Annotated in this window: 22 protein-coding genes; 6 read left to right on the top strand and 16 right to left on the bottom strand. The window is 67.5% G+C overall.

Annotated features, from left to right (window positions below):
- Window positions 1–17: 17 nt before the first annotated feature.
- A complete protein-coding gene (locus CEX87_RS10545) occupies window positions 18–953 on the bottom strand; it encodes a class I SAM-dependent methyltransferase (protein WP_094287054.1) in 936 nt (311 codons plus the stop codon).
- Window positions 954–1,007: 54 nt separating this feature from the next.
- Window positions 1,008–1,643, bottom strand: coding sequence for a TetR/AcrR family transcriptional regulator (locus tag CEX87_RS10550; RefSeq protein ID WP_094287099.1), 636 nt, complete (start codon window positions 1,641–1,643; stop codon window positions 1,008–1,010).
- A 145-nt stretch (window positions 1,644–1,788) separates the two neighbouring features.
- Between CEX87_RS10550 and CEX87_RS10555 the strand changes: the two genes are divergently transcribed.
- Together CEX87_RS10555 and CEX87_RS10560 are read left to right on the top strand one after the other, a co-directional pair.
- Complete coding sequence (locus CEX87_RS10555) at window positions 1,789–2,355, top strand: TetR/AcrR family transcriptional regulator (RefSeq protein WP_094287055.1); 567 nt, start codon at window positions 1,789–1,791, stop codon at window positions 2,353–2,355.
- Between the two features lie 14 nt (window positions 2,356–2,369).
- The gene (locus CEX87_RS10560; RefSeq protein WP_094287056.1) at window positions 2,370–4,538 is read left to right on the top strand and encodes an FUSC family protein; all 2,169 of its coding nucleotides are present in this window, start codon (window positions 2,370–2,372) and stop codon (window positions 4,536–4,538) included.
- On the opposite strand, the gene CEX87_RS10565 is transcribed toward CEX87_RS10560, so the two are convergent.
- A complete protein-coding gene (locus CEX87_RS10565) occupies window positions 4,519–5,487 on the bottom strand; it encodes a pirin family protein (RefSeq protein WP_094287057.1) in 969 nt (322 codons plus the stop codon). The two genes, CEX87_RS10560 and CEX87_RS10565, sit on opposite strands and share 20 nt — an antisense overlap.
- A gap of 90 nt (window positions 5,488–5,577) precedes the next feature.
- Here CEX87_RS10565 and CEX87_RS10570 point away from each other — a divergent pair, with 90 nt between their 5' ends.
- Window positions 5,578–5,847, top strand: coding sequence for a hypothetical protein (locus CEX87_RS10570; RefSeq protein ID WP_064394644.1), 270 nt, complete (start codon window positions 5,578–5,580; stop codon window positions 5,845–5,847).
- Window positions 5,848–5,865: 18 nt separating this feature from the next.
- Here the strand turns inward: CEX87_RS10570 and CEX87_RS10575 are convergent, their stop codons facing one another.
- Window positions 5,866–6,174 carry a hypothetical protein gene (locus CEX87_RS10575; protein ID WP_064394645.1) on the bottom strand — a complete coding sequence of 103 codons (309 nt, stop codon included), beginning with the start codon at window positions 6,172–6,174 and terminating at the stop codon, window positions 5,866–5,868.
- A gap of 284 nt (window positions 6,175–6,458) precedes the next feature.
- Here CEX87_RS10575 and CEX87_RS10580 point away from each other — a divergent pair, with 284 nt between their 5' ends.
- From CEX87_RS10580 to CEX87_RS10590, 3 genes are all read left to right on the top strand, one after another.
- Window positions 6,459–6,758, top strand: a complete 300-nt coding sequence (locus tag CEX87_RS10580; RefSeq protein WP_064394646.1) for a hypothetical protein — start codon at window positions 6,459–6,461, stop codon at window positions 6,756–6,758.
- Between the two features lie 104 nt (window positions 6,759–6,862).
- Window positions 6,863–8,245, top strand: a complete 1,383-nt coding sequence (locus CEX87_RS10585) for an acyl-CoA dehydrogenase family protein (protein WP_094287059.1) — start codon at window positions 6,863–6,865, stop codon at window positions 8,243–8,245.
- A gap of 29 nt (window positions 8,246–8,274) precedes the next feature.
- Complete coding sequence (locus CEX87_RS10590; RefSeq protein ID WP_094287060.1) at window positions 8,275–9,087, top strand: DUF427 domain-containing protein; 813 nt, start codon at window positions 8,275–8,277, stop codon at window positions 9,085–9,087.
- On the opposite strand, the gene eccD is transcribed toward CEX87_RS10590, so the two are convergent.
- The 12 genes from eccD to CEX87_RS10650 all read right to left on the bottom strand — a co-directional run bounded on the left by eccD (window position 9,084) and on the right by CEX87_RS10650 (window position 23,016).
- Window positions 9,084–10,610 carry a type VII secretion integral membrane protein EccD gene (gene eccD / locus CEX87_RS10595; protein WP_064424904.1) on the bottom strand — a complete coding sequence of 509 codons (1,527 nt, stop codon included), beginning with the start codon at window positions 10,608–10,610 and terminating at the stop codon, window positions 9,084–9,086. The genes CEX87_RS10590 and eccD overlap by 4 nt on opposite strands.
- Window positions 10,607–11,983 carry a MinD/ParA family ATP-binding protein gene (locus CEX87_RS10600; RefSeq protein ID WP_064424903.1) on the bottom strand — a complete coding sequence of 459 codons (1,377 nt, stop codon included), beginning with the start codon at window positions 11,981–11,983 and terminating at the stop codon, window positions 10,607–10,609. The genes eccD and CEX87_RS10600 overlap by 4 nt, the downstream gene beginning before the upstream one ends.
- Before the next feature lie 91 nt (window positions 11,984–12,074).
- Window positions 12,075–12,374 carry a WXG100 family type VII secretion target gene (locus tag CEX87_RS10605; protein ID WP_064394651.1) on the bottom strand — a complete coding sequence of 100 codons (300 nt, stop codon included), beginning with the start codon at window positions 12,372–12,374 and terminating at the stop codon, window positions 12,075–12,077.
- Window positions 12,375–12,402: 28 nt separating this feature from the next.
- Complete coding sequence (locus CEX87_RS10610; RefSeq protein WP_064394652.1) at window positions 12,403–12,702, bottom strand: WXG100 family type VII secretion target; 300 nt, start codon at window positions 12,700–12,702, stop codon at window positions 12,403–12,405.
- An 85-nt stretch (window positions 12,703–12,787) separates the two neighbouring features.
- A complete protein-coding gene (locus tag CEX87_RS10615) occupies window positions 12,788–14,083 on the bottom strand; it encodes a PPE family protein (protein ID WP_064424902.1) in 1,296 nt (431 codons plus the stop codon).
- Between the two features lie 50 nt (window positions 14,084–14,133).
- Window positions 14,134–14,427 carry a PE family protein gene (locus CEX87_RS10620; RefSeq protein WP_064394654.1) on the bottom strand — a complete coding sequence of 98 codons (294 nt, stop codon included), beginning with the start codon at window positions 14,425–14,427 and terminating at the stop codon, window positions 14,134–14,136.
- A gap of 166 nt (window positions 14,428–14,593) precedes the next feature.
- Window positions 14,594–16,351, bottom strand: a complete 1,758-nt coding sequence (eccCb, locus tag CEX87_RS10625) for a type VII secretion protein EccCb (protein ID WP_064417704.1) — start codon at window positions 16,349–16,351, stop codon at window positions 14,594–14,596.
- Window positions 16,348–18,579 carry a type VII secretion protein EccCa gene (eccCa, locus tag CEX87_RS10630; protein WP_064394656.1) on the bottom strand — a complete coding sequence of 744 codons (2,232 nt, stop codon included), beginning with the start codon at window positions 18,577–18,579 and terminating at the stop codon, window positions 16,348–16,350. Before eccCa ends, eccCb begins: the two co-directional genes overlap by 4 nt.
- The gene (eccB, locus tag CEX87_RS10635; protein ID WP_094287061.1) at window positions 18,576–20,048 is read right to left on the bottom strand and encodes a type VII secretion protein EccB; all 1,473 of its coding nucleotides are present in this window, start codon (window positions 20,046–20,048) and stop codon (window positions 18,576–18,578) included. Before eccB ends, eccCa begins: the two co-directional genes overlap by 4 nt.
- A 2-nt stretch (window positions 20,049–20,050) precedes the next feature.
- On the bottom strand, window positions 20,051–21,772 hold the full coding sequence (gene eccA, locus CEX87_RS10640; protein ID WP_064424964.1) for a type VII secretion AAA-ATPase EccA: 1,722 nt from the start codon (window positions 21,770–21,772) through the stop codon (window positions 20,051–20,053).
- Window positions 21,765–22,247, bottom strand: a complete 483-nt coding sequence (locus CEX87_RS10645; protein WP_094287062.1) for a secretion protein EspD — start codon at window positions 22,245–22,247, stop codon at window positions 21,765–21,767. The genes eccA and CEX87_RS10645 overlap by 8 nt, the downstream gene beginning before the upstream one ends.
- The gene (locus tag CEX87_RS10650; RefSeq protein WP_198957203.1) at window positions 22,237–23,016 is read right to left on the bottom strand and encodes an ESX secretion-associated protein EspG; all 780 of its coding nucleotides are present in this window, start codon (window positions 23,014–23,016) and stop codon (window positions 22,237–22,239) included. The genes CEX87_RS10645 and CEX87_RS10650 overlap by 11 nt, the downstream gene beginning before the upstream one ends.
- Window positions 23,017–23,058: the final 42 nt, after the last annotated feature.

Below are 23,058 nucleotides of genomic sequence, written 5' to 3' on the forward strand. Positions count from 1 at the left end.
CGCCCAGAAGGGCTCTCTCACTCCTTGTACGCGATGACGAACTCGGAGAACCCGTCGTCGTCGGTATACTCCTCGGGCAGCACCCAGCGGTCCAGCCGACGCATCTCCTGTTGGGAGGTCACCGCGGTCGACCGCCACCCGTGCGCGTCGAGCCACTCCGAGACGTCGGCGCGGTCGGGGTCGTTGTACATCAGCTCCGCGACGTCGACGGACTCCTCCATGCCGAGCTGCGCGCGCACCTTCTCGAAACGTTCCCGCATCTGCTCGCGCCGCTCCTCGGCCTGCACCCCGACCGTCTCCACCGAGACGCGGCTACCCGGCGCACTGAGCGCGGTGATCTGCTCGAAGAGCCGGTCCTGGGCGTCGGGGGGCAGGTACATCAGCAGACCCTCGGCCAGCCACGCGGTCGGGGCGTCGGGGTCCAGACCCGCCTCCCGCAGCGCGCGCGGCCAGTCCTGGCGCAGGTCGACGGCCACCGCGACGCGCTTGGCGGTCGGCAACGCGCCTTGCTCTGCCAGCCGGGCGGCCTTGTACTCGAGCACCTTGGGCTGGTCGATCTCGTACACCGACGTCCCCGCCGGCCACTGCAGGCGGTACGCACGCGAGTCCAGCCCCGACGCCAAAATGACGACCTGCCGGATACCGGCCTCGACGGCCTCGGTGAAGTACTTGTCGAAGAAGTGTGTCCGAACCGCCTGGTAATTGCCCATGTGCTCGAAGATCGCGGCGACGTCTTCATCCGCGTCGGCAATCTTGACGCGGGTCTGTGGGTCGAGCATGACGTCCCAGACGCCGCCACCGGCGCCCGCGACCAGAACTTTGGCGTAGGGATCGCGGATCAGCGCGTCGTCGCGTTCGGTCTCGGCGGCTCGGGCGGAGGCCACCATCACCGCGGTGGTGCCCACGCTGGTGGCGATGTCCCAGGTGTCGTCTTCAGTGCGCAGCGAACTCATCGTCCGCCATCGTAGCCGAGAACTTAGCCCAGCTATCGAGCGCGGGGACGATGGTCAGGATTGCAGGCGCCACAGATTGTTGGACATCAGCAGCTCGAATTGGCGCACCACCGCTTTGAGCTCTTCGTGGCTGCCGACGAAGCCGGCGTAGAAGCCCATCCCCCACATCACCGCGACCAGCATCTCGACCAGCGAGTCGACCTCGGTGTCGGTGGTGAGCTCGCCGCGTGCGATCGCGTCGTTGACGGCCCAGGCCACGAACTCGCGGGAGTGCTTGAGCGAGTCGTGCTCCTCGTCGCTGAGCTCCGGATGGCGCTGAGCCTCAAGCACCGACGTCACCAAAAACGCTGCGGCCGAACGATCTTCGGAATCGGCCTGCATCGCCGCCGTGAAGTACGCCGACAACCTGGCGAGCAGTTTGGTTTCGTTTTGCGCGCGCGCTTTCCCGGCGTTAACTATCGCGGCGTTGGTCTGCTGCACGACTTCACGCCATAAAACCTGCTTATTGGCGAAATAGTGGTTGATCGCGGGGCGGGTCAGATCCGCGCGAATGGCGATCGCCTGGAAGGTCGCGGCATCGTATCCGAGTTCGCTGAAAACCTCGCGCGCGGCTCCTATGATGCGCTCACGCGTCTCGGCAGCCTTCGCTGCGGGGGGACGACCCGGACCTCTACTCGCCGTATGCGGCACGGTCAAATTGTGCCACACGTCACTTACCTCTTCAGACGTCCGCTTCGCCAGAGGCTCCGACCAGCCTTTTATCAGCAAATTGCGGACTTTGCGGTCGGAAATTCAACGTAGAGAATCGGCCCGACTTAGAACTAATGTCCACGTAATGGGGAGCGTCGTATCGCGGGACGGTTACTTCGACGTGGGTATCGAGATCCTGTCCGACCTGGGTTACGGCGGTCTGAAGCTCGCGGAGGTCTGTCAACGTCTCGGGGTCACGACCGGCTCGTTCTACCACTACTTCCCGAACTGGCCCGCCTACACCAGGGAACTGCTCGCGCACTGGACACAGGAACGCACCGTGCGGGTGATCGAAGCGGTGCGCGCCGAGCCCAACCCGCGGCGACGCATCGACGCCCTGTTCGAGTCGGCCTTCGACGTGCCCCACAGCGCCGAATCCGCCATTCGCGTGTGGAGTGCGCTGGACCCACACGTGCACGAGGTACAGGTGGCGGTCGACCAGCAGCGCTTCGACATCCTGTACGAGTCGGCCTTCGAGATCCTGCAGCACAAGAGGCAGGCGCAGCTCTTCGCCGAGTGCGCGGTGTACGTGTTCGTCGGTTATGAGCAGACGACGTTGCCGCGCGACCCCGAGGGGTTGCGATGGATCTCCGCGGAGTTGCGCGAGGCCCTCGATGACGGTCGGTTCGCGACGGTTCCCGACGGTGATTAGCGCGGGCATCGGGGTTGTCGCTCACTGAAGCCGTCGCCCCGGTGTGGCGCCACGCGGAGAACCGACTGCGACGGCGCGATCCCGAACTCGACGCGCTTCGCCGTGCGGTCCGGGCGGCGATCGTGCTGCCGATCGCCGCCGCGGTGAGCTTCGCGGTCGGCGGTGGGACCCAGACGCCGATGATCACGATCTTCGGTTCGGTCGCGCTGCTGATCCTGGTCGACTTTCCGGGGAACCGGCCGGCTCGCGCGCTGGCCTACCTCGGGCTCGCCTTCAACGGCGCCGTCCTGATCACGCTCGGCACCCTGGTGGCTCCGCATCCGTGGCTCGCCGTCGCGGCGATGTTCGTCCTCGGGGTGGTGGTCACGTTCTCCGGGGTGCTCAGCGAGATCATCGCCGCCGGGCAGCGCGCCACGCTGATGACCTTCGTGTTGCCCGCGTGCACTCCCCCAGGGCCCATACCCGATCGGCTGCTCGGCTGGTCCATAGCCCTGGTGTTCTGTGTGCCCGCCGCGCTGTTCCTCCTGCCGCCGCGCCACCACGACGAGCTGCGCAGCGGTGCCGCGCGCGTGTGCGACCGGTTGGCCGACTGTCTGCAGGGCACCACCCCGGCCAGGAACGTGACCCGGGCGATGAACCAACTGTGGGAAACGTTCCTGGGTGCCGACTACCGACCCGTCGCGCTCACCGCGGGCAGCCGCGCCCTGGTCCGGGTGGTCGACGACCTCGGTTGGCTGTCGGACCGGATCACCGACGGCACGGGGCAACTCCTCGGCGAGATGAAACACCCGCTGATCCGGGTGCTGCGCGATTCGGCCGCAGTACTGCAGATCTCCGACGTCTCGACCCGCGCCGCCCGCACCGCGGACCTCGACGCGGCGCTCACCGAACTGCGCGAGATCGCCCAGGGGCACTACCGCGAGGACATCCTCGAGATCCTCGCATCGTCGGACGAGGCAGACGCGATCACCGTCGGCCGCCATCTGCTTGCGCGACGCACCTTCTCGGCGACGGTAGGCGTCACCGGCCGAATCATCCGCAACGCCGCCGCCGCCGACGCGCGCCCGGTGTGGGCGAGGGTGCTGGGCCGTGGCTTGCCCAAGACCGGCACCGCCGACTGGGTGATGCCGGAGACAACGGCCGTCGCAGCGATCACCCGCGGATTCCTCGCCACCCGAGCGGTGGTGTGGCGCAACAGCATTCGTACGGGGCTCGGCTTGGCGCTGGCGGTCGCCGTCACTCACCTGTTCCCGCTCGAGCACGGCTTCTGGGTCGTGCTCGGAGCGATGTCGGTGCTGCGCAGCAGCGCGCTGACGACCGGCACGCGGATGTTGCGGGCGGTCGCCGGTACCGCGATCGGATTTCTGTTGGGCGTCGGGCTCATCGAGCTCGTCGGCGTCGATCCCGTGGTCATGTGGATGCTCCTGCCGACGGTGGCCTTCGGGTCCGCCTTCGTTCCGGAGGTCGCGTCCTTCATCGCCGGCCAGGCCGCGTTCACGATGATGGTGCTGATCATCTTCAACCTGATCGCGCCGACGGGGTGGAGCGTCGGGCTGATCCGCGTGGAGGATGTCGTGGTCGGCGCACTCGTCGGGGTGGTGGTGTCGGTCCTGTTGTGGCCGCGGGGGGTGGGTAACCGGTTGGGACGGGCCATCGACGACGCGTTCGCCGTCGGCGCGACATTCCTCAAGGCCGCGGTGCTGAGGGTGACCCGCGGGGCGTCGGAGGAGGCCGCCGATCGGGTGATCGCGCTGAGCCAGCAGGCGCTACGGGCGACGCGGACCGTGGACGACGCAGTGCGACAGTTCCTTTCGGAGAGCAGCGGGCCCACCGATATCCGCGGACCCGCGGTCCGATCGGCGAACCGGGCCATCAGGCTGCGCGCCGCCGCCGAACTGATCGCCGATGTCGTCCCCCCGCCGCACGGAATCTATCCCCGGACAAGGCTGGTGCTCGAAACCCACGCCGAGGCGATCTGCGCGAGGGTCACCAGCGGCGCGGTCGATCCGCCGCCACCACTCAGCGACGACTTCGTGACGGCGCTGCGCGCCGAGGCCACCGACGACGACCTCGCGGTCCCCGCGGCGCTGCCTTTGGTGGCCGTCGCGGCCCATCTCGGGGCACTGAACTTGCTGTACCCCAATGGTGCACCGGCACGGTCGATCAACGGCGGTGAGGCATGAGGGCGTTCGGAGGAATCTGTCCGAACCTGCCCGCCTGGTAGTCCTCGAGCGCCTGAATGAGTTCGGACTTGCTGTTCATCACGAACGGGCCGTACTGGAACACGGGTTCGCGAATCGGGAGGCCGCCGAGGATCAGTACTTCAAGCGCGGGACGGTGAGCGTCCTGGCTCCGGTGTGCTTCCACCTTGATCCGGTCGCCGGGCCCCAGTACCGCAAGCTGGCCCTGGTGGATCGGGTGTGCGACGGGGCCGACCGTACCGCGCCCGGACAGCACGTAGACCAGCGCGTTGAAGTCGCGTCTCCACGGCAGGTGGAGTTGTGCACCGGGTTGAATCGTGGTATGTGCCAACGTGATCGGCGTATGTGTCGCACCAGGGCCGATGTGGCCGTCGACGTCACCGGCGACGATTCGGACCAGCGCGCCGCCGTCGTCGGACGACAACAGCTTGACCTGGCCGCCCTCGATGGCCTGGTATCTCGGCGTCGCGAACTTGTCCTTGCGGGGCAGGTTGACCCACAGCTGGATGCCGTGGAACATGCCGCCACTTTCGACGAGTTCGGCGGGTGGCGTCTCGATGTGCAGAATGCCCGAACCGGCGGTCATCCACTGAGTGGCGCCATCGGTGATCAGCCCGCCGCCACCGTGGGAGTCCTGGTGCGCGAATCGCCCGTCGATCATGTAGGTGACGGTTTCGAACCCGCGGTGCGGATGCCAGTCGGTGCCTCGCGGCTCTCCCGGCTCGTACTCCACCTCGCCCATCTGGTCCATGTGAACGAACGGATCGAGCTCGGCGGCAGAGACTCCGGCGAACGCGCGGACGACAGGGAAACCCTCGCCTTCGAAGCCGCGCGGCCCGGTGGTGATCGACCGCACGGGGCGGTCGGTGTCCGACGGTCCGGCTGTGGTGATACGGGGAAGGGTGAGCGTATCGGCGGTAACTGCAGGCATGCATTGCATAACCGGACTGCAGTCCGATCCATTCCATGCCTGTGGATAACTTATCGCGGGTTGACGCACCCCGCAGCTAGGCTCTCGCACATGCGTTCGAATCAAGTATCCGATGTGCTCACCACGCTGGAGTCGCTGTACCGAGAGCTTGCGGGTCTCCGGCTCGACGGGTTGACGCGCACCGAGCTTTACGCGCTGATCGAACAGCTCGACAAGCTCGACAATCAGGTAGCGGAACTCGAGCAGCGACTGTTCGGCCGCCTGCTTCTCGACCGGAGCGCGACTCCGCGGGATGTGGCCAGGCGCTTGCGTATTTCTGCAGGAGAGGCACAGCGGCGGCTGGGTCAGGCGGCTTCTTAGCCATGAGTGGGAGCGCGGTCAGTCCGCCTTGGGTTTGAGCGTCCATGCGGGAATCCAGTGCGTGACGGGTTTCCGGCGCGCGCCGTAGGCGATTTCGTAGGTCACCAGCCCCCACCAGTAGCCCTGCTCGCACAAACCCCAGCACGTCAGTCGCCCTTCAACGACCGCGTGCATCTGCAGACCGGCCGGGTTGTAGCCGCCGACGGCATGCGGTTCGCGCGGAAAGACCGCAGCCAGATCGACGAGCACGGCGATCGGCGGATCGACACGACGGAAGGCTTGCTGAACGGGCTGGCCGTTGTACCCGATGCCCTTCAGCTCGCCCATCGCTCGATCATACGTTCGAACAGCTGGTTGCTGGACGCGAACCCTCCCGTGACCGCGCGCGTGGCGGCCGGCACCATTGCTCACCGCTCCGGCAGTGGGCCAGATCGGACGTCCGAACATGGGCACTCGGCTGCCCCGCAGCACTATTCCTGCCATCCGGCAATCAATTTCTGCCATCGGAATTAAAGCCTCTGACCACGTGGTTTCCAAGATCAGCTGCAGCTACGAACCGCGACACATGCCACGGCTCGGATACGAAACGAACAAAAGAAGAAGGCTCGAAAATGAAGAAGTTTGGTATCGCTACCGTCGCCGCTAGCGCCCTTGCCGCCGCTCTGATCGGACTGGCCGCACCCGTCCAGGCCGCACCATCCGGACCCGGGAGTGCGCAGCAGACCATCAGCGAGCTGGAATCGCAGGGCTACCACGTGATCGTGAACCGCATCGGTAACGCCCCGCTGGACAAGGCGTCCGTGGTGGCGGTGCGCCCCGGTCAGACCTATACCCAGACCGACAGCCTGGGCGTCGGTGGTGACCGCAACACCCGGGTGATCAACAAGACGATCTATGTAGACGTCAAGTAGCTACCCCGCAACACAGGCCCCCGGATGCACCCCCTGGCATCCGGGGGCCGTCCATTTCAGCGAACAAGTGTTTCGGAATGCGCAGGCGTGGCTAACACACTGTCGTGGCCTTCGACCTGACGCCCACCGAGGCGCAGCACGACCTGGCGCGACGGACCCACGAGTTCGCCGAAGAGGTGGTCCGGCCCGTCGCGCTCGAGTACGATCAACGCCAGGAGTTCCCCTGGCCGGTCCTCGAGGAAGCCGCCACGCGGGGCTTCTACAATCCCCTGTTCTATCGCGACCTCATCGGCGACCCGACCGGGCTTTCCCTGCCGATGTTCATGGAGGAGCTCTTCTGGGGATGCGCCGGCATCGGCCTGGCCGTGGTCATGCCCGCGCTCGCGCTGTCGGCCATCGGCCAGGCCGCCTCGCCCGAACAGATGCTTCAGTGGGCACCCGAATGCTTCGGCACCCCAGGCGATCTCAAGCTGGCGGCGCTGGCGATCTCCGAACCCGAGGGCGGCAGCGACGTCCGCAACCTGCGCACCACGGCCCGGCGCGACGGCAACGACTGGATCATCGACGGCCACAAGATGTGGATCGGCAACGGCGGCATCGCCAACGTGCACGTGGTCAACGCCGTCGTCGACCAGGAACTCGGACACAAGGGCCAAGCGCTCTTCATCGTCCCCGGTGGCACCCCGGGTCTGGAGATGGTCCGCAAGCTCGACAAGCTCGGCTGCCGCGCCTCGCACACCGCGGAGCTGGAGTTCAACGGCGTGCGCGTCCCCGCCGACAACCTGCTCGGCGGCCAAGAGAAACTCGACTACAAGCTGGCCAAAGCCCGCGAAGCCGTCGAAGGCGCCAAGCACTCCGGCTCGGCCACGCTCGGCACCTTCGAACAGACGCGGCCGATGGTCGCCGCCCAAGCCCTCGGAATCGCCCGGGCCGCGCTCGAATACGCCACGGAGTACGCCAATCGGCGAGAAGCGTTCGGCGCCCCCATCATCGACAACCAAGGCATCGCGTTCCCACTCGCCGAACTGGCGACCACGCTCGACGGCGCCCGCCTGCTCACCTGGCGCGCGTCGTGGATGGCCGCCAGCGGCGTCCCGTTCGAACGCGGCGAGGGCTCGATGTCCAAGCTCGCGGCCAGCGAGGTCGCGGTCCGCGCCACCGAACGCGCCATCCAGACAATGGGCGGCTGGGGCTACATCACCGACCATCCCGTCGAGAAGTGGTACCGGGATGCCAAGCTGTACACCATCTTCGAGGGCACCAGCGAGATTCAGCGGGTCGTGATCGCCAATGCGCTCGGCGCCGCCGACGGGAAGCCCCCGCTGCACTTCGACCTCGAACCGAGCGGCGGACCGTTCAACCGCATGTTCGGTCGCGGTACTCCGCTACGCGGTCGGGCCGCCGATGCCGCGCTTTCGGCCAAGGATCGGGTGCCCGCGCCGATAATGCGGTTGGCGATGAACGTGTTGCGCCCGCCTCGCAAATGACTCGCGGATAAGCAGACAAGGGGTGCCCGATGGCCGTTCGGATGGCCGACCTGCTGCGCGGAAACCTCGACGCCCTGCGGTACGAACCGACGCCGAAGCGGATTCGCGTGGCCGTTGCCGGTGAACCGCTCGTCGACACCTGCGACGCCGTGTTGGTGTGGGAACCACGCCGGATCCTGCCGGCGTACGCGGTTCCGGTCGCCGACCTCGCCGGGCAGCTGGTGCCCGCGGGCGCCGAATCCGGCGACGACGACGCGGATCGCCCCGGCGTCGACCGCGCGGTGCTCGATCCCACGGTCCCGTTCGGCACCCACTCCTGTCCCGGCGCCGAGTTCGACGTCATCGCCGGCGAGGAAACGGCACCCGCAGCGGCCTTCCAACCTGAGGACCCCGACCTCGCCGACTACCTGGTTCTGGACTTCGGCGCGTTCGAATGGCGCGAAGAAGACGAGCCGATCGTCAGCCACCCGCACGACCCGTATCACCGCATCGACATCCTCACGAGCAGCCGCCACGTCCGCATTGAATCCGGCGGCCGCCTGCTCGCGGAGTCGAAACGCCCGCTGCTGCTGTTCGAGACGCATCTGCCGGTGCGGTACTACCTGCCGCGCGAGGACGTCGTCGCCGACCTCGACGACAGCGACACCATCTCCCACTGCGCGTACAAGGGGCGGGCGTCGTACTTCTCGGTGCCCGACGGGCCGCGCGACGCCGCGTGGACTTACCGCGATCCCCTGCCCGACGGCGAGCGCGTCCGCGACCACATCTGCTTCTTCGACGAGCGCGTCGACGTCACCGTCGACGGTGAGCGCGGGGAGCGCCCCGTGACGCAGTGGAGCTAGAACCGCAAGTTGCGCAGCAGGTCGTAGACGCCGGCGATCCACAGCAGCATCGGGATCACCGCGGCGATCGCGGCGCCGTCGAGCAGCTCGAGGATCCGCTTCGTCACCGGTGAGATCCGGCGGACGCTCGCCGTGGCACCGACGGCGGTCAATGCGACGACGCCCGCGAGCGCGTAGATCGCAAGGACCAACCAGGCCCTGTCCGGGTACCACAGGCACAGCCGAACCATCACGCCCGTCGGGATGGCGACGGTAGCTGTCAACAGCGCCCAGGCACACCATCTTTCGGCATACAACCGGGACCGGAATCCACAGATCACCGCGGTCAGGCCCGCGACGATCATGCTGTGCACGAAGAAGTGGCCCTGCGTCACGACCGCGATCGCGCCGACCGACAGCACGAGGGCGCCCGCCGTGACGAATCCGATCAACAGCCGCCTGGCCAACTGGCTGCGCTCGTGCAGGCGCGCCGCCGACTCCGGAACAGAGGCGATGATCGCCTGCCAGGTCGGCGTCTCCTCGTCGCTGTGCGATGTCGCGACGGGATCGAGCAGTTCGTCGTTGGACACCGTCTCCCCCGGGGCCGGGATCGGCGGCAACGCGATGCGGGCGACCGCGACGGTCAGTTTGGCGGCATTGGTGACGACGATCAGACCGAACGCGATCGCTCCGGTGGGCACCCAGTGCTGCCATCCGTAGCCGAAGGCCACCGCCGCAGCCGTCGCCGCGATCGACGCGATCGCCAGGAACGACGCCAACTCCGCTCTGCGGCGGGGCCCGCCACGCGTGGCCAACGTCAACAACAACACCACCGCGGAGGCGCCCGCGATCTGCGGTGCGCCCAGCGAGTCGACGCCCCGGGGAAGGGGGACGGCCAGGGCCACCGCACCCGCGAGCGTCGGCAGCGCCGCCGTCAACAGGCTCTCGGCCAGGTCGACGTTGCGGTAGCGGTTGTTGGCCACCGCGCTACCGCCGAGCAGACCCAACCCCAGCACTGCGAGAGCGGCCGCCCACCACCAGTCGTGCCCGGCGCGCGACCACGCCAGCATCGCCATCGCCGTGACGACCACCGACACCAGCGGAATCGACACTCCGACAAACCGGTTCAGAGCCGAGCGGTCGAACTCCGGCGACTCGTCCAGTACGGCGATCGCGTCGATGACATCCTCGACGAGCGGCCGATAGCGTTCGGTGCGGCTGACCGAGACCAACGTCAACAGCGATCCGTCGACGACCCCCGCCTCATCAAGCGACTCGCTGAATCTCAGCGGCGGCGCACCCGGCCTGGCGAAAGCCCACACGCCCTGCGCCTTGAAGTCGAAACCCGCCAGCACATCCTTGGGTGTGTCCTCGAGAAGCTCGGCGAGCACCGAGACGGTCTCGTCGATGTAGGTTTCGATCGGCGCCGCCGCAGGCAAGACCAGATCGGTCATGCGCCGTCCGGTGAGGATGGTGACCCGGGTGGTCGACGGCCGCCCGGGCGTGACGCTCGAGGCGGATGTCGCTGCGGCGGTTGAGGTCACCGACGTTCGAGCCTGTCGAAGTCGTCGGACAGGGCGGCGGCCAGCTCGACGATCCGGCGCCGGAACGTCTTGCCGAGCAGATCCAACTGGATCTCGGTGCCCGCTGCGATGTGCTTGTCGTACGGCAGCACGATGACCCGCCCCGGCGGTACGTGGCGCTCGAACTGCGCGACGAGATCTTCGACGTCGATGTTCGGCTTGCCCGACACGATGTGGTTGATCACCACGCACGAGCGGCTGAGCAGATCCTGATATCCGTTCTGCCGCAACCAGTCCATGGTCATCGCGGCCTGGCGGGCGCCGTCGATCGACGCGCTCGCCACGATGACCAGGCCCGAGACGGTCGACAGCACACCGCGTGCGGCGGGCTGGAACAGTCCGGCTCCGCAGTCGGCGAGCACGAGGTTGTAGTAGCGCGACACGATGTTCGTCACGCCCTTCCAGTCCTCGTCGTTGAACTCGCGCCGGGCTCCGCTGTACTCCTCGCTCGAGAGCACCTCGAGGTTCGCGCCGTTCATGCTCGTGTAGGCGCGAATGTCGTTGTAGCGCTGAAGCTCTTTGTCGGCGAGCAGATCGGCGATGGTGGCCGCGGACTGGCGGCCGGCCCGGTCGGCGAGGTTACCCCCGTCGGGGTCTGCGTCGACGGCCAGGATCCGGTCTCCGCGCACCTTGCTCATGGCAGAGCCGAGCGCGACGGTCACCGCGGTCTTGCCGACACCGCCCTTGAGCCCGAACACACCGATCTGGTACGAGTCCCTGGCATTTCGGCGGATCCGGGTGTGCAGTTCCATCTCGTAGAGCTCGTCCGGTGACAAGCCCAGGTTGATCCGCGTCAGCATGTAGAGCACGTGCCGCCAGCCCCGCTGTGACGGCATCTTCACCGCCGACTTCACCCCGACATGCGACAGCGCGTCGATTGCGCGGTGATTGCCGATGGTGGCCGCCGACGTCTGCGCGGGCGGGGCGCTGGAGAAGGCGCCGTTCTTCTCCGATTCGGCGAAGTGTTGGCTCGGCGCCGGAGCGGGCGCAGGCCGCGGCGCCGGTGCGGGCGCCGAGCGTGGCTGCTCGAAACGTGCGCCGGCCGGTGCACCGCTCATCGGCACCCGCATCATCGAATTCGGTTGCGGCGGCGGTGGTGTCGACCGCGCGGGCGGCATCTGCGTGGTGATCTCGTTCTGCTGCGGCGGCGGCGCCTGTTTGGTCTGTCCGACCGGCACCGTCGGCCCCGTCATCTCGACAGGGACGTGGCCACTGGGCATGGGTGCGGGCGGGCGCGTGGCCGCACTGGTGGTGTCGCGATCCACTGCGTCGTCGTCGGCTGTTTGGACAGCGTCTCCCGCGGAGTGGAAAAGCCGGTCATAGTCTGCCGACATGGGAACCTCTCTATGTAGTCGCTAAGCGAGGACACACACGCGGTGGGCAAGACCCCCCGAAGGATGAAACCTGCCCACCCGCGTGCAGTTCCTATCCGCCGAACGAGCTCTCGATCATCTTGTCGGCCTGGAACATGGTCCCCCCGCTTCCGCCTGCCTCCTGAATGGTGGCGGCGAGTTGCCGGAGGGCGGCGTTGAGCTCGGCCGAAGCGGTGTCCCAGCGCATCTGCACGGCCTGGTAGGCCTCCGAGCTGGTGCCGCCCCAGACTCCGGCGAGAGCGGTGAGAGAGGCCTTGCCCTCCTCGAGCAGACCCTCGGTCCGGCCGACGGCGGTGTTGATCTCGGCCGACGACCCGTCGATCGCCGCGTAGTTGTAAACCTTTTCGCTCATGGTGTGTTCTCCGTTCGTCGGGTTGGGTTCAGAACTGCATCGCGGTCGACAGCGCCGCGGACTGGTCGCTATCCGTCGCGGCGTACTGCGCGCCGGCGGAGTGGATGTTGGCCGAGATGTCGTTGAGCGCCTGGACCTGACGAACGGCGGCTTCGTGGAAGCGCATCAGGGCGGCTTGTGCGGCCGAGCCGGCCTCGCCGATCAGCTGCGCGGACAGGGCGCCTGCCGTGGACTCCACCTGTCCGATGACGGCCTGCAGCTCTCCACCGATCCGTTCGAAGTTGGCTGCCTCCTTGGCGAGGACAGCAACATCGGTATTCATTGCCATGCTGGATACTCTTTCTCTCTTCCTCTGTCCTCACCATCGCTGGCGAGTCTTTCCGGTCGGGTGACCGGGAAGTCGTGGTGGACGATCACCAGTCGTCGTCCTCGTCTTCGCCGAGGTCCTGGGGTAGGACCCGCGGCGCCGTCAATCCGTGCTTGCTTCCCCCGCTGATCGCTCGCTGGCCCATCTGGCCCATCGGTCCGGCGCCGCCTCCCGCGCCGACCGGTGCGAGCCCGGCACCGCCTGCGCCGGCTGCCGCGCCCGGCCCGCCGGACATCGCGGTCGGCTGACCGATCAGGTCGGCCATCAACGGGGTGCGGGCCATCGTCCCGCCCGCACCGGGCAGCGACGCGGCCCGCACGAGGCCCGCGCCAGAGGTCGCCCCGGAGCCACCTGCCAGCGGGTGATTCGACAGCGGGCTGGCCCCGACCAGTCCCACCTGCATCTTCTCGCTGCCCAAGCTGCTGCCGAGCTGGGTGAACAGCGAGGTGACCTGTTGCAACGGCTGAGTCATCTGCTGCACCGGCTGCATCACCATCTGCATGCCCTGCTGCGGCACCTGCGCCAGCGTCGAGCCCAGTTGCGACGCCATCTGCATGCCCATCTGCATGCCCTGCTGGGTCATCTGGTTCGGGCTCGCCGCCCGCTGGGCGAGGTTCTCGGATTTCTGCACCTGCCCCTGGGCCTGCTGGGCCGACATGCCGATCTGTGCTGTCGCGCGTCCTCCCTGCAGGACCGCCGACTCCATCGAGGCCTGCGTGCTCACCTGCGCGATCACGGCGTTGCGCATGGCCGTCATCGGCGCCGACGCCGCGGCGTACCCAGCCGCGACCGCCGTCGCGCCGGTGGCCACACCGGGTATCACGATCGGCTTGGGCGGCATGATCGGTTCGAACAGGAGGTTCACGGCGGTCTCGGCCTGGTAGACGTCCATCGCCCCGGCCGCTTGGTTCCACATGCGGACGAAGTAGTCGAACTCGTTGATCCCGATGGGTACCGTGTTGACGCCCAAGAAATTGGTGGCTTCGAGCACCGCGTGGGTGATGTGGTTCTGCTCGATCTCCGGCAGAGGCGGCGTGGTGGCCATCGCCAGGCTGTAGGAGTTCGCCTGCGCGGTGGCCTGCAACGCTCGCTTCTGGGCCTGCGCGGACACGGTCCGCAGCCACGCCACCATCGGCATCGTCGCGGCCACGACCCGCTCACTGGCCGTACCACTCCACACCGCCGTCAGAGACGCCAGGCTCGCGGCCAACTCGTCGGCCTGCGTTTCCAACGAGATCGCCAACGCCTCCCAGCCCGCGGCGGCCTGCAGCATCGGCGCCGCGCCCGCGCCGGCCATCAGCCGGGCGGTATTGAATTCTGGCGGCATGGCATGCCAGAACATCGTCTAGGTCTTCCCTGGTCCGTCGAGTGAGAGTGTGCGGTGGTCCGCGCTCAGAACGTCGTGGCGTTCGCGCCGTCCACGGCGGTGTAGATCCCGGCGCTTTCGATCACGGCCGCGCCCATCCGGGCCAACTCCTGCTGGGCGAAAGTGTTCATCGCGAGCGTTTCCACGCCCTCGGCCGCGAAAGCGACCGCCGCCTGCGCCGACACCTCATCGGCACCGGCCGGAACCAGTGCGGTGACCGCCGCACCGGCCGTCGTGCCCGCAGCGAGGCCACGGGTGCCGTTAGCCACGACCTGGGTGCCGACTCCGACCGCACCCGGATTGTGCATCAACGGTTCCATCTGTTCGTCTCCTCGTGGGTCATGAATTCAATGCGTATGAACTTGTGCACGCTCGGACGCCGCTGTCCCCCAGCCAGGAACCGTTCCCCGACCTCTTTGCTAAGGCCTCGCCACTGAATTTGCTGGCGTGTCTCGACCAATCTTAACCGCGGCCCAGGGGTGCTCATTACACAACTTCTTCTGGGGGGTCCACATACGCCGCCTGGATGACCTCCTTCCCATCCGGCGAGACCAGAAATCCCTGGCCGGGGGGACGACGCTTGAGCCGGACCTCACTGGAAGGAAACTCCTGTTTCTCCCCCGAGAGGAACAGCGTCGGAGAACCGGCGCCGTACGCGGCGCCCACGAACTTGTCCATGGTGGCGCGGTGCGCCTGGCTCATCTGACAGGTGACGATGATGTGCAGGCCGATGTCGGCGGCCGCGGGCAGCAGCGGAAACAGTGGAGCCATCGGCGGCACCACACCACTGGCGGCCACGATCATGTGCCAGTCGTCGACGAGCAGCACCACATCCGGCCCGCTCCACCAGGATCGGGCACGCAGCTGGGCCGTGGTGAGGTCCGCGGGCGGGAGCCGCCTCTGAAGGTTGATGGCGAACGCCTTGATCGCCTCTTCCAGGCTCGCGTTGTTGCGGTTGATGGCGCCCGCCGCCAGAAGATGTGTCTCCGGAACCGCGTCCAGCAGGCCGGACCGGTAGTCAGCCAGCATGAACCGCACCTGGTCGGGGCTGTTGCGTGCGCAAATCGCTTGCGCGACAGCGTGTGCGATTCGCGTCTTGCCCGACTTGGGCCCACCGAAGATCAACATGTGCGGTGTGGCGTGCATGTGGTTGTAGGCCACGGCCATGTCGGATTCGCGTAGACCCAGCGGCACCGTCCACCGGGTGCGGTAGTCGGCATCCGGGCCGGGCGGGTTGGGGTCCAGGTGGTGCAGGTAGATGCGTTCGGGCAGGACACGCACCTTGGGAGCCTGGTCGGTGTGCCGCGCCGCGATCACCTGGACCGCGTCGGACATCGCGGTGACGAGGTTGTCAGCGCTGTGCACGCCGTCGAGCCGCGGCACTCCGATCATCAAGTGGTGCTTCTCCATCGACACCGCGCGGCCGGGCCGATTGGCCGGGATCTCGCGGGTGATGCGGTCGATCTGCGTCTCATTGACGTCGCCCAGCCGGAACTCGACCTTCGTGCCGAGGTAGTCGCGCACGCGGGCCTTGAGCTCGGTCCAACGCGGCGTCGAGATCACCGTGTGCACACCGAACTGCAGGCCCTGGCCGGCAAGATCCTGCACGACGGGCTCGAGGTCAGCGAACTCCGCGACGAACGCCGGCCATCCGTCGATGACCAGGAACACGTCGCCGAATGGGTCGGCGGCCAGCGGATGATTCGCGTCGTCGCGCATCTCGCGATAGGCGGCCATCGATCCGACGCGGTACTGTTTGAACATCGCCTCGCGTTGCCGCAGAACGCCTTTCATCTCCGCGACGACGCGGTTGACCCGGTCCGGCTCGGAGCGCGTGGCGACACCGCCGACGTGCGGTAGGTCCTCGAGGTACAGCAGGCCGCCGCCGCCGAGGTCGACACAGTAGAACTGGACCTGCCGGGGCGTGTGGGAAGCGGCCGCCGACAGGATCAACGTCTGCAGGAAGGTGGACTTGCCGGTCTGTGGTGCGCCGCCGACGGCGATGTTGCCGCCTGCCGACGACGTGTCGATGCCCCACACCTCCTGGCGGTGCCGGCGCGGTTCGTCCATGATGCCGAGGCCGAAGCGCAGCGGCTGACGCTGCCGGTCGCTGGCGATCAGTTCGTTGACCGGTGTCGGATCGGCCAACGGCGGCAACCACATCCGATAGGCCCGCGTCTCTCCGGTGGTCAGCTGGTCGAGGACCACCTCGCGGAGCACCCGCTGGTCCGGTTCGATGCTCATGAGGTCACCGCCGTCTCCGGAATCGGTGCCGCGGTGAACGGCCGGATTCGCAGCCGGGTCTGACCGTTGGTCTGGGGTCGCGCTTCCCCGTTGTCCTGCCGCGCGGCGGTCGGCACATAGTTCACACCGGTGTAGACGCTGTGGAACTTGACCGGATCCTCCATGCCGACGCGAAGGAAGCCGACACCGCTTTCCTTGTTCGTGATGTACTGCGCCTCAGGGGTTCCGATCACGGCCTTGGATTCGGCGGAACTGGTGGTGCGCAACGCGATCCGGTAGGTCAGGTTCGGCTCGAGCTTGTCGATGCGCACACCGCCGGTGTTCAGTGACTGTGTCGCCAGCAGCAGGTGCACCCGCAGCGAGCGGCCCACCCGGCAGATCCGGTCGAACAACGCGATGAAGTCCGGGTGGTTCTGCAGGAGTTCGGCGAACTCGTCGACCACGACGAAAAGCGTTGGCAGCGGCGGCAGGTCGGCCCCGCGTTCGCGATGCTTCTCGTATTCTGCGACGCCGGACAGCGCGCCCGCCGCGCCAACCTGCATACCGGCCTGCCGCAGGATGGACTGCCTGCGGTCCAGTTCACCGCTGAGTACCTCGCCCATGCGGCTGACCAGTTCGGCTTCCTCTTCCATGTTGGTGACGACGGCGGCGGTGTGGGGCAGCTTCTCCATACCCAGAAACGTCGAGCCACCCTTGAAGTCGGTGAGCAGCAGGTTGACCTGGTCGGGGTGGTGGGTGGCCGCCAGCGAGAGGATCAGGGTCCGGAGAAACTCTGACTTACCCGAACCCGTTGTGCCGATGAGCATTCCGTGCGGGCCCGCGCCGAACTCGGCGCCTTCCTTGATGTCGAGGTGCATGATGTCGCCGGTCTTGAGTTCGTGGCCGAACGGGATGCGCAGCCGGTCGCGGTCGGTGTCGCTGAACATGCGCCACCGCGCCGGGGTCACCTCCTCGATCGTCTGCGCCCCGACCAGTTGATGCCATTCGGTGGCGACCTTCTTGTGCACCCGCACGCTCTTGTCGATGATCGTGCCGGTGATCGACCAACCCGCCAGCTTGCGCGCGATGCGGGCGGCCTGCCCCGGTGTCATCTGGTCGACCGTCGACGTGATGAGCCGGAAGGTCTGGTTGGGCAGCCGATCGTCGGCGGTGCCGTCGTCCGCCACCCGGATCCGGTAGGCCGAGCCACGGTGATTGCCGAGCGTGATGACCGTGACGCCGGCCCGGCCGTCCACCGGGAACCCGGCCTTACCACCGGTCAGATCGAACACGACGACGTACGGTCCGCTGGGCGCCGCGTCCGCGGTGTGGGGGCCGCGCGCAGTCAGGTCGCTCAGGCCGTCGGGGCGGGTGAAGATCATCCGGGTGGGTCCCGCCGCGTCCGTGTCGGTCTGGTGCTGCACATGCGGTAACCACTTGAGCCAGGCCCAGTTCGGGTCCTCGGGGTTATCGATGAGCACCCGCATCTGAAGCAGGTCCGGCGGGTGGAACACCGCGAGGTGACAGATCATGGCGGTGAGCAGCCCCGCCGCGCCGTCCGGGTCACCGCCGATCGCGATGGTCGGAAAGGTACGCAGCTGCAGGAGTTTCGGGCAGTCATGGATGAGCCCGTGGGTGCGCAGGAACTTCGTCACCCACATATGGCTCACCGGTTCCAGGTGCGGTTGCGGTGCGCCCTGCGGACCGGCCAGCTCACCGCCGACCGCCGGCTTCAACAGCCGGTCGACCGCGGGTTCGGTGCCCAGCCCGATCCGGGTCGCGGCGTAGAAGTCGGCGTTGGTCTGCCGGGACCACTGGCGGTTGGTGCCGATGATCGACAACAGGTCGTGCGGGTGTGGCGCGTGGTAGTTGAAGAATGTCACCTGAGCGGCCGCCGACGACGTGACGCGGGTGCGGAGCCCGGCCAGGTAGCGGAGATATTCCTTACGGTCGGCGTTGATCTCGGGGACACGCTTGCCGCCGGGGCCGCCTCCCGCCATGAATCCGACGGTCGCCATGATCATCATCAACGGCATCATCAGCATGTAGGGCGACAGTTGCCGGATACCAGTGAAGATCATGATCGCGATCATGCCGAGCATGCCGCCACCCATCACCCACGGCAGCGCCTTCTGGATGCCCGACGGCGGGATCTCGACTCCGAGGTCTTCCGGCGGTGCGACGTTGATCTCACCGGGCGTCAACCTCGGTCCACGCTTGATGATCGGGGTGAACTTCTTGGTCGTCATCGGCCGCCTCCGGACTGCGCTGCGGCCGGCTCGGCGGCAGAGGTCCCACCGACCCTGCGCGGGTTGGGATCCGGTGGCAAGGTGTCGTGCTCGATGAGCGCCGCCTCTTTCGACAGCACCGGGCCGTCCATCAGAAGTCCGACCACCTGCCACGGCGCGGTCGTCGGACCGGTGAGCCCGAGTGTCTTGCCGGTGTCGGCGTTGGGCAGCCCGTACCGGACGCCCTGCGGATCGATGTAGTAGAGGCTCTCGCCGTACCGCGGATCGGGCGACTGCAACTGGATGTACTGTCCGCCGTCGATGTAAACCGTTGCATCACCCCCGATCTGCTCGATGCCGGTACCCATCGCCGACGGTGCGATCGGCAGGTGCCGTCCCGCGATCACCGTCGTCTTCGGCGCCTGATCCCCCGGCTCGCGCTGCCACGCCCAGCACAACGTCGGGGTGTCCTCGCGCAGCAGGATCTCCAACGGCTTGTCGGGCAGCGGTGAGGCGAAGACATGTTCGGGGATCCGGGCGACCACGCTGGCCTCCACCGACGGCGGCGTGACCAGACCGAACGAGTTGGTCGCGCGCAGCGCGGCGGCGGTGGTGTCGTTGATCCTCGCGACACCGTCGGGCAGCACCACGAAATGCTGTTCGCCGTCCTCGGTCAGCGCCTTGAACACCGAGCCGATGACGAGATTGAGCGGCAGCCCAACCGAATTGGGAGTTCCGAAGGCCGGGATGTCGGGAAGACGCCATGGGCCCGCGTTGGGAAGCGCGTTGAACAACCCCTGCGAAATCGGCGTCGCCCGCGCTGTCACCGGGACTCCGACCGCCGAGGTGACCGCGCGATCGGCGAGATCGATGTCGTGCCTGCCGCTTTCGGTCACCAGCCAGATGTCGTTTTCGTAGGAGACCAACATGCCCTGATCGGGGCGCATCGGCCCGACCGAGGCGTCGGTGACCAGGGGCCGGACGATGATCGACGATTCCAGGTTCGGCGCCACGCTTTCGGGCTTGGTGACGGTGTCACACAGCGTCCACATCGAGTTCGCGCCGCCGACCGGCGTCGCGTAAGGCGCCCCGGGGATTCCGATCGACTGACCCTTCGGCATGCGGTTCAACTCGTCGGACTTGACCGCCACCGGCGTCCCGGCGTTACCGAGCACGAGCCGCGCCGAGGTCAGGTTGTACACCGGCCGCAACTGACCGCTGCCGGGCAGCACCACATAGAGCTGATTGGTGTTGCGATCGACGACAAGTGTGTCGTCGCCGCGCTTTCCGAGCGGTTTGAAGTAGGCCAGCAGCGCCGCACCAAGGCATACCGCCACCGCGATGACCACACCCGCGGAGACGGCGCGGCTGTAGAACTGCAGCGGGTCGTCGAACATCCGGGTGTCGCGGCGCACGATCGCGTGCTCGACGCGTCGCAGCAGGAAGCGCCAACCGCTGACCTGCACCTTGGTGGTGAGCCGAAATCCCATGGCTAATCGCCGATGCTCAGGCGTGCGTGGACCGCGCCGATCGCGGCGGCCATGTCCTCACCGTTGATCTCGCTGAGCTGTTCGTCGCCGAGGCTGTCGATGTCGAGCGAACGGGCCAGCCGCATGTCGCGGTTCTGTTCGCCTGCCTCGACCAGTTGGCGGGCATAGCGGCCGTTGCCTGCGATGTCGAGCGCGGGTTTGCCGTTGAGTGTGCGGCTGCTCAACAGGGTGGCGGCCTCGAGCACCTGCTTGGCGGCCTGCTCGTCCAGCGACGAGTCATTGGCACGGGCAATGACTTCGGCGATCTCGACGATCTCGCCGGGGGTGTAGGAGTCGAACTCGATGCGGGTGGCGAACCGCGACCGCAGGCCGTCGTTCGATTCCAGCAGCCGGTCGATGTCGGCGCTGTAGCCGGCGATGATCACCACCAGCCTGTCGCGGTCGTTCTCCATCCGGGCGAGCAGCGTGTCCAGCGCCTCGGTGCCGAACGGGTCGGCGCGGCCGTCGCGTTCCTGCACCAAGGTATAGGCCTCGTCGATGAACAGCACCCCGCCGAGGGCGCGGTCGATCGTGCGGCTGGTCTTGACCGCCGACTGCCCCTCGTACTCGGCGACGAAGTCCTTGCGGGAGGACTCGACGAGCTTCGGCTCGGTGATGACGCCGAGGCCCGCCAGGATATTGGCGACGACACGGGCGATCGTCGTCTTGCCCGTGCCGGGCGGACCGGCGAAGATCATGTGCTTGGACGTCTGTGCGACCTTCATCCCGCGCGCCGCGCGGATCTTGGCCATCTGCGTCGCCGCACGGTAGGCCTCGATCTGCTCCTTCACCCGCGTCAGCCCGATCTGTCGGTCGAGTTCGGCCTGCGCCTCGGCGAGGAGCCGATCGCGACCGGAGGTGTCGGCCTCGACACTGTTCGGGTCCCACGGATCTTTGCGCGCCGCGATCTGCTCCGCGGTCGTGGTCGTGAGCCGGTATGACGGGTCGCGGAGTGCTTCAACGACTTTCGGAGCGGGATGGGTGGCCTGCAACCACTCCAGCAGGGCGACCGCCGACTCTTCGTTGCCCTGGCTGCGGCGCGTCATCGCCAGGTACCACGCGATGGCCGGGGCGCACGCCTCCCCGGCAGGTGAGGAGTTGGACTCGGTGAGCCGTCGTTCGGCCTCGGTGAAAAGCCCGAGGTTGGCCGCCGCGACGCCGTGCGCCACACCTGCGGCCGCGGCGAGGAACTTGTCCGGCCAGGCGGCGGCGCCGCGGACCTGGTCGATCACATCGGTCCAGCGCTCGGCGGCGGCGTAGATCACGGCCTTGATCCAGGCCACCAGGTGCTCGGCCCCGGCGGCCGGGGCGTCGTCGAGGGCCTCCATCGCGTCGGCGTAGTTGCCGATCGACGCCTCGTTGGCGGCGAAACCCATGGTGATGGCCAGCGGCGAATTCACCGGGTAGGTGATGTCGCCGAACCCCCCGCCGATCGGCACCCGAGCGTTGAGGCTGTTCATCGAGATCTCGGCCGAACCGGCGAGCTGACCGAAGTTGGCGCGGGAGTACCAGGCGCGGAACAGCGTGACCCTGTCGGTGTCACCGCAACGGATGCGGCCCACCCACGCGTCGCAGGCCGATTCGTCGAAAGTGGTGATCTCCGTGAAGATCTCGAATGAGCGCGCGGGTGTGCTGGCCAGCATGCCGACCGCGCTTCCGAACAGGCTGGCGAGATGTTCAGTCATGGCCACCGGCATATCTTGTCGTGAACACGCGGGTGCGCTCGGCGCGGGCTTGTTCCGGGCTGGGAAGGCCGAGATCGCGGGTGAGGAAGTCGCGGGTTGCCGCGTCGTCGTGGCCCTGTTGGCGCATGCCGTCGAGCATGCTGACGTACTGCGTCGACTTCGCGTCTTGGCTGGCGAGCCAGGCGACGACGAGGACCTCTTCGGCGAGCCTGGTCTCTGTGAGCCCACTTGCTTTGGGAGATAGCTTGATTCGACTGATCCGGCCGTCGGGAAAGGCGCTGACGGAGACGGTGCCGGGCGGGTTGGTAACAGTGGCGGCGGGGACCGGCGGTTCGGTGTCGCCGGTTGCACCCGGGCCGTAAACATCCAGTGCGTCGAGTACGGAATCGTCGGAGACCTCGGGTGGGCTGAAATCGAGCGCGGCCATGTCGTCGCGCTCGTCGTCGGGATCATGTTGGGACCGCTCATCCACCATGCGAGGCCTCTGCTGGATCGAGCGTGGCGTGCTCGAACCACGTTCTGGACGGCAGGAATTCGATCAACCCGTCCAGCGCGCGCTGCAGGTTCTCGGTGCTGCCGGGCAGGAAACTGCCGTACAGTTCACCGCTCACCCGTCGGGGAATCGACACGATCCGTCCGTACTTCGAGTCGAGCACGCCCGCGGCGACGTCGGCTTGGGTGAACGTCCCGCCAGGGTGCCGTTCGATCGCGGTGATCTCCGCCCAGCTCTCCGGGTCGGCGATGATGTCGGCGTAGGCGCGCGCTGACGACGGGCCGATTCCGTAGGCCACGATCTCGTTTGCGTCGCGGCATGCGGCGAGTTTGCTCGCCACGCCCGTCAGCGGTTCGACGTCGGCCGGTGTCGCGGTACCCAGCACCGTCATGACCATGGCCGCCAAACCGACCTGGGGGGCCACCCGCTGCAACACGAGCATGTCGCCGTCACGGGCCGCGACGACGTGGCGGTCACCTTTGCGGCAGACCACGAAGCGGATCAGCTTGCCGCCGACGTCGCGCCGCCACCAGCGGGCTTCCAATGTGCGGTCCGCCCGGCTCAACGTGTCGACCATCGCCGCCACCTCGGGGTGCGGGTGGCCGAAGACGTCGAGCACGCCCTGTGCGGTCAGATCGCGAGCGACCTGGTCCCACACGCGGTCGCGCAGTTCGGGCTGGGGGATGTTCTGCCGGATGCCCAAGGCGGTGGGGAATTCCATCAGGCCGACCCGGTCGGCGATGACCAGCATGCCGTCGATGGTGACCTCGACGCCCACGACGTCGTCGATGTG

Origin of the sequence: Mycobacterium lehmannii (assembly GCF_002245535.1) — a bacterium.
GTDB classification, from domain to species: Bacteria; Actinomycetota; Actinomycetes; order Mycobacteriales; family Mycobacteriaceae; genus Mycobacterium; species Mycobacterium lehmannii.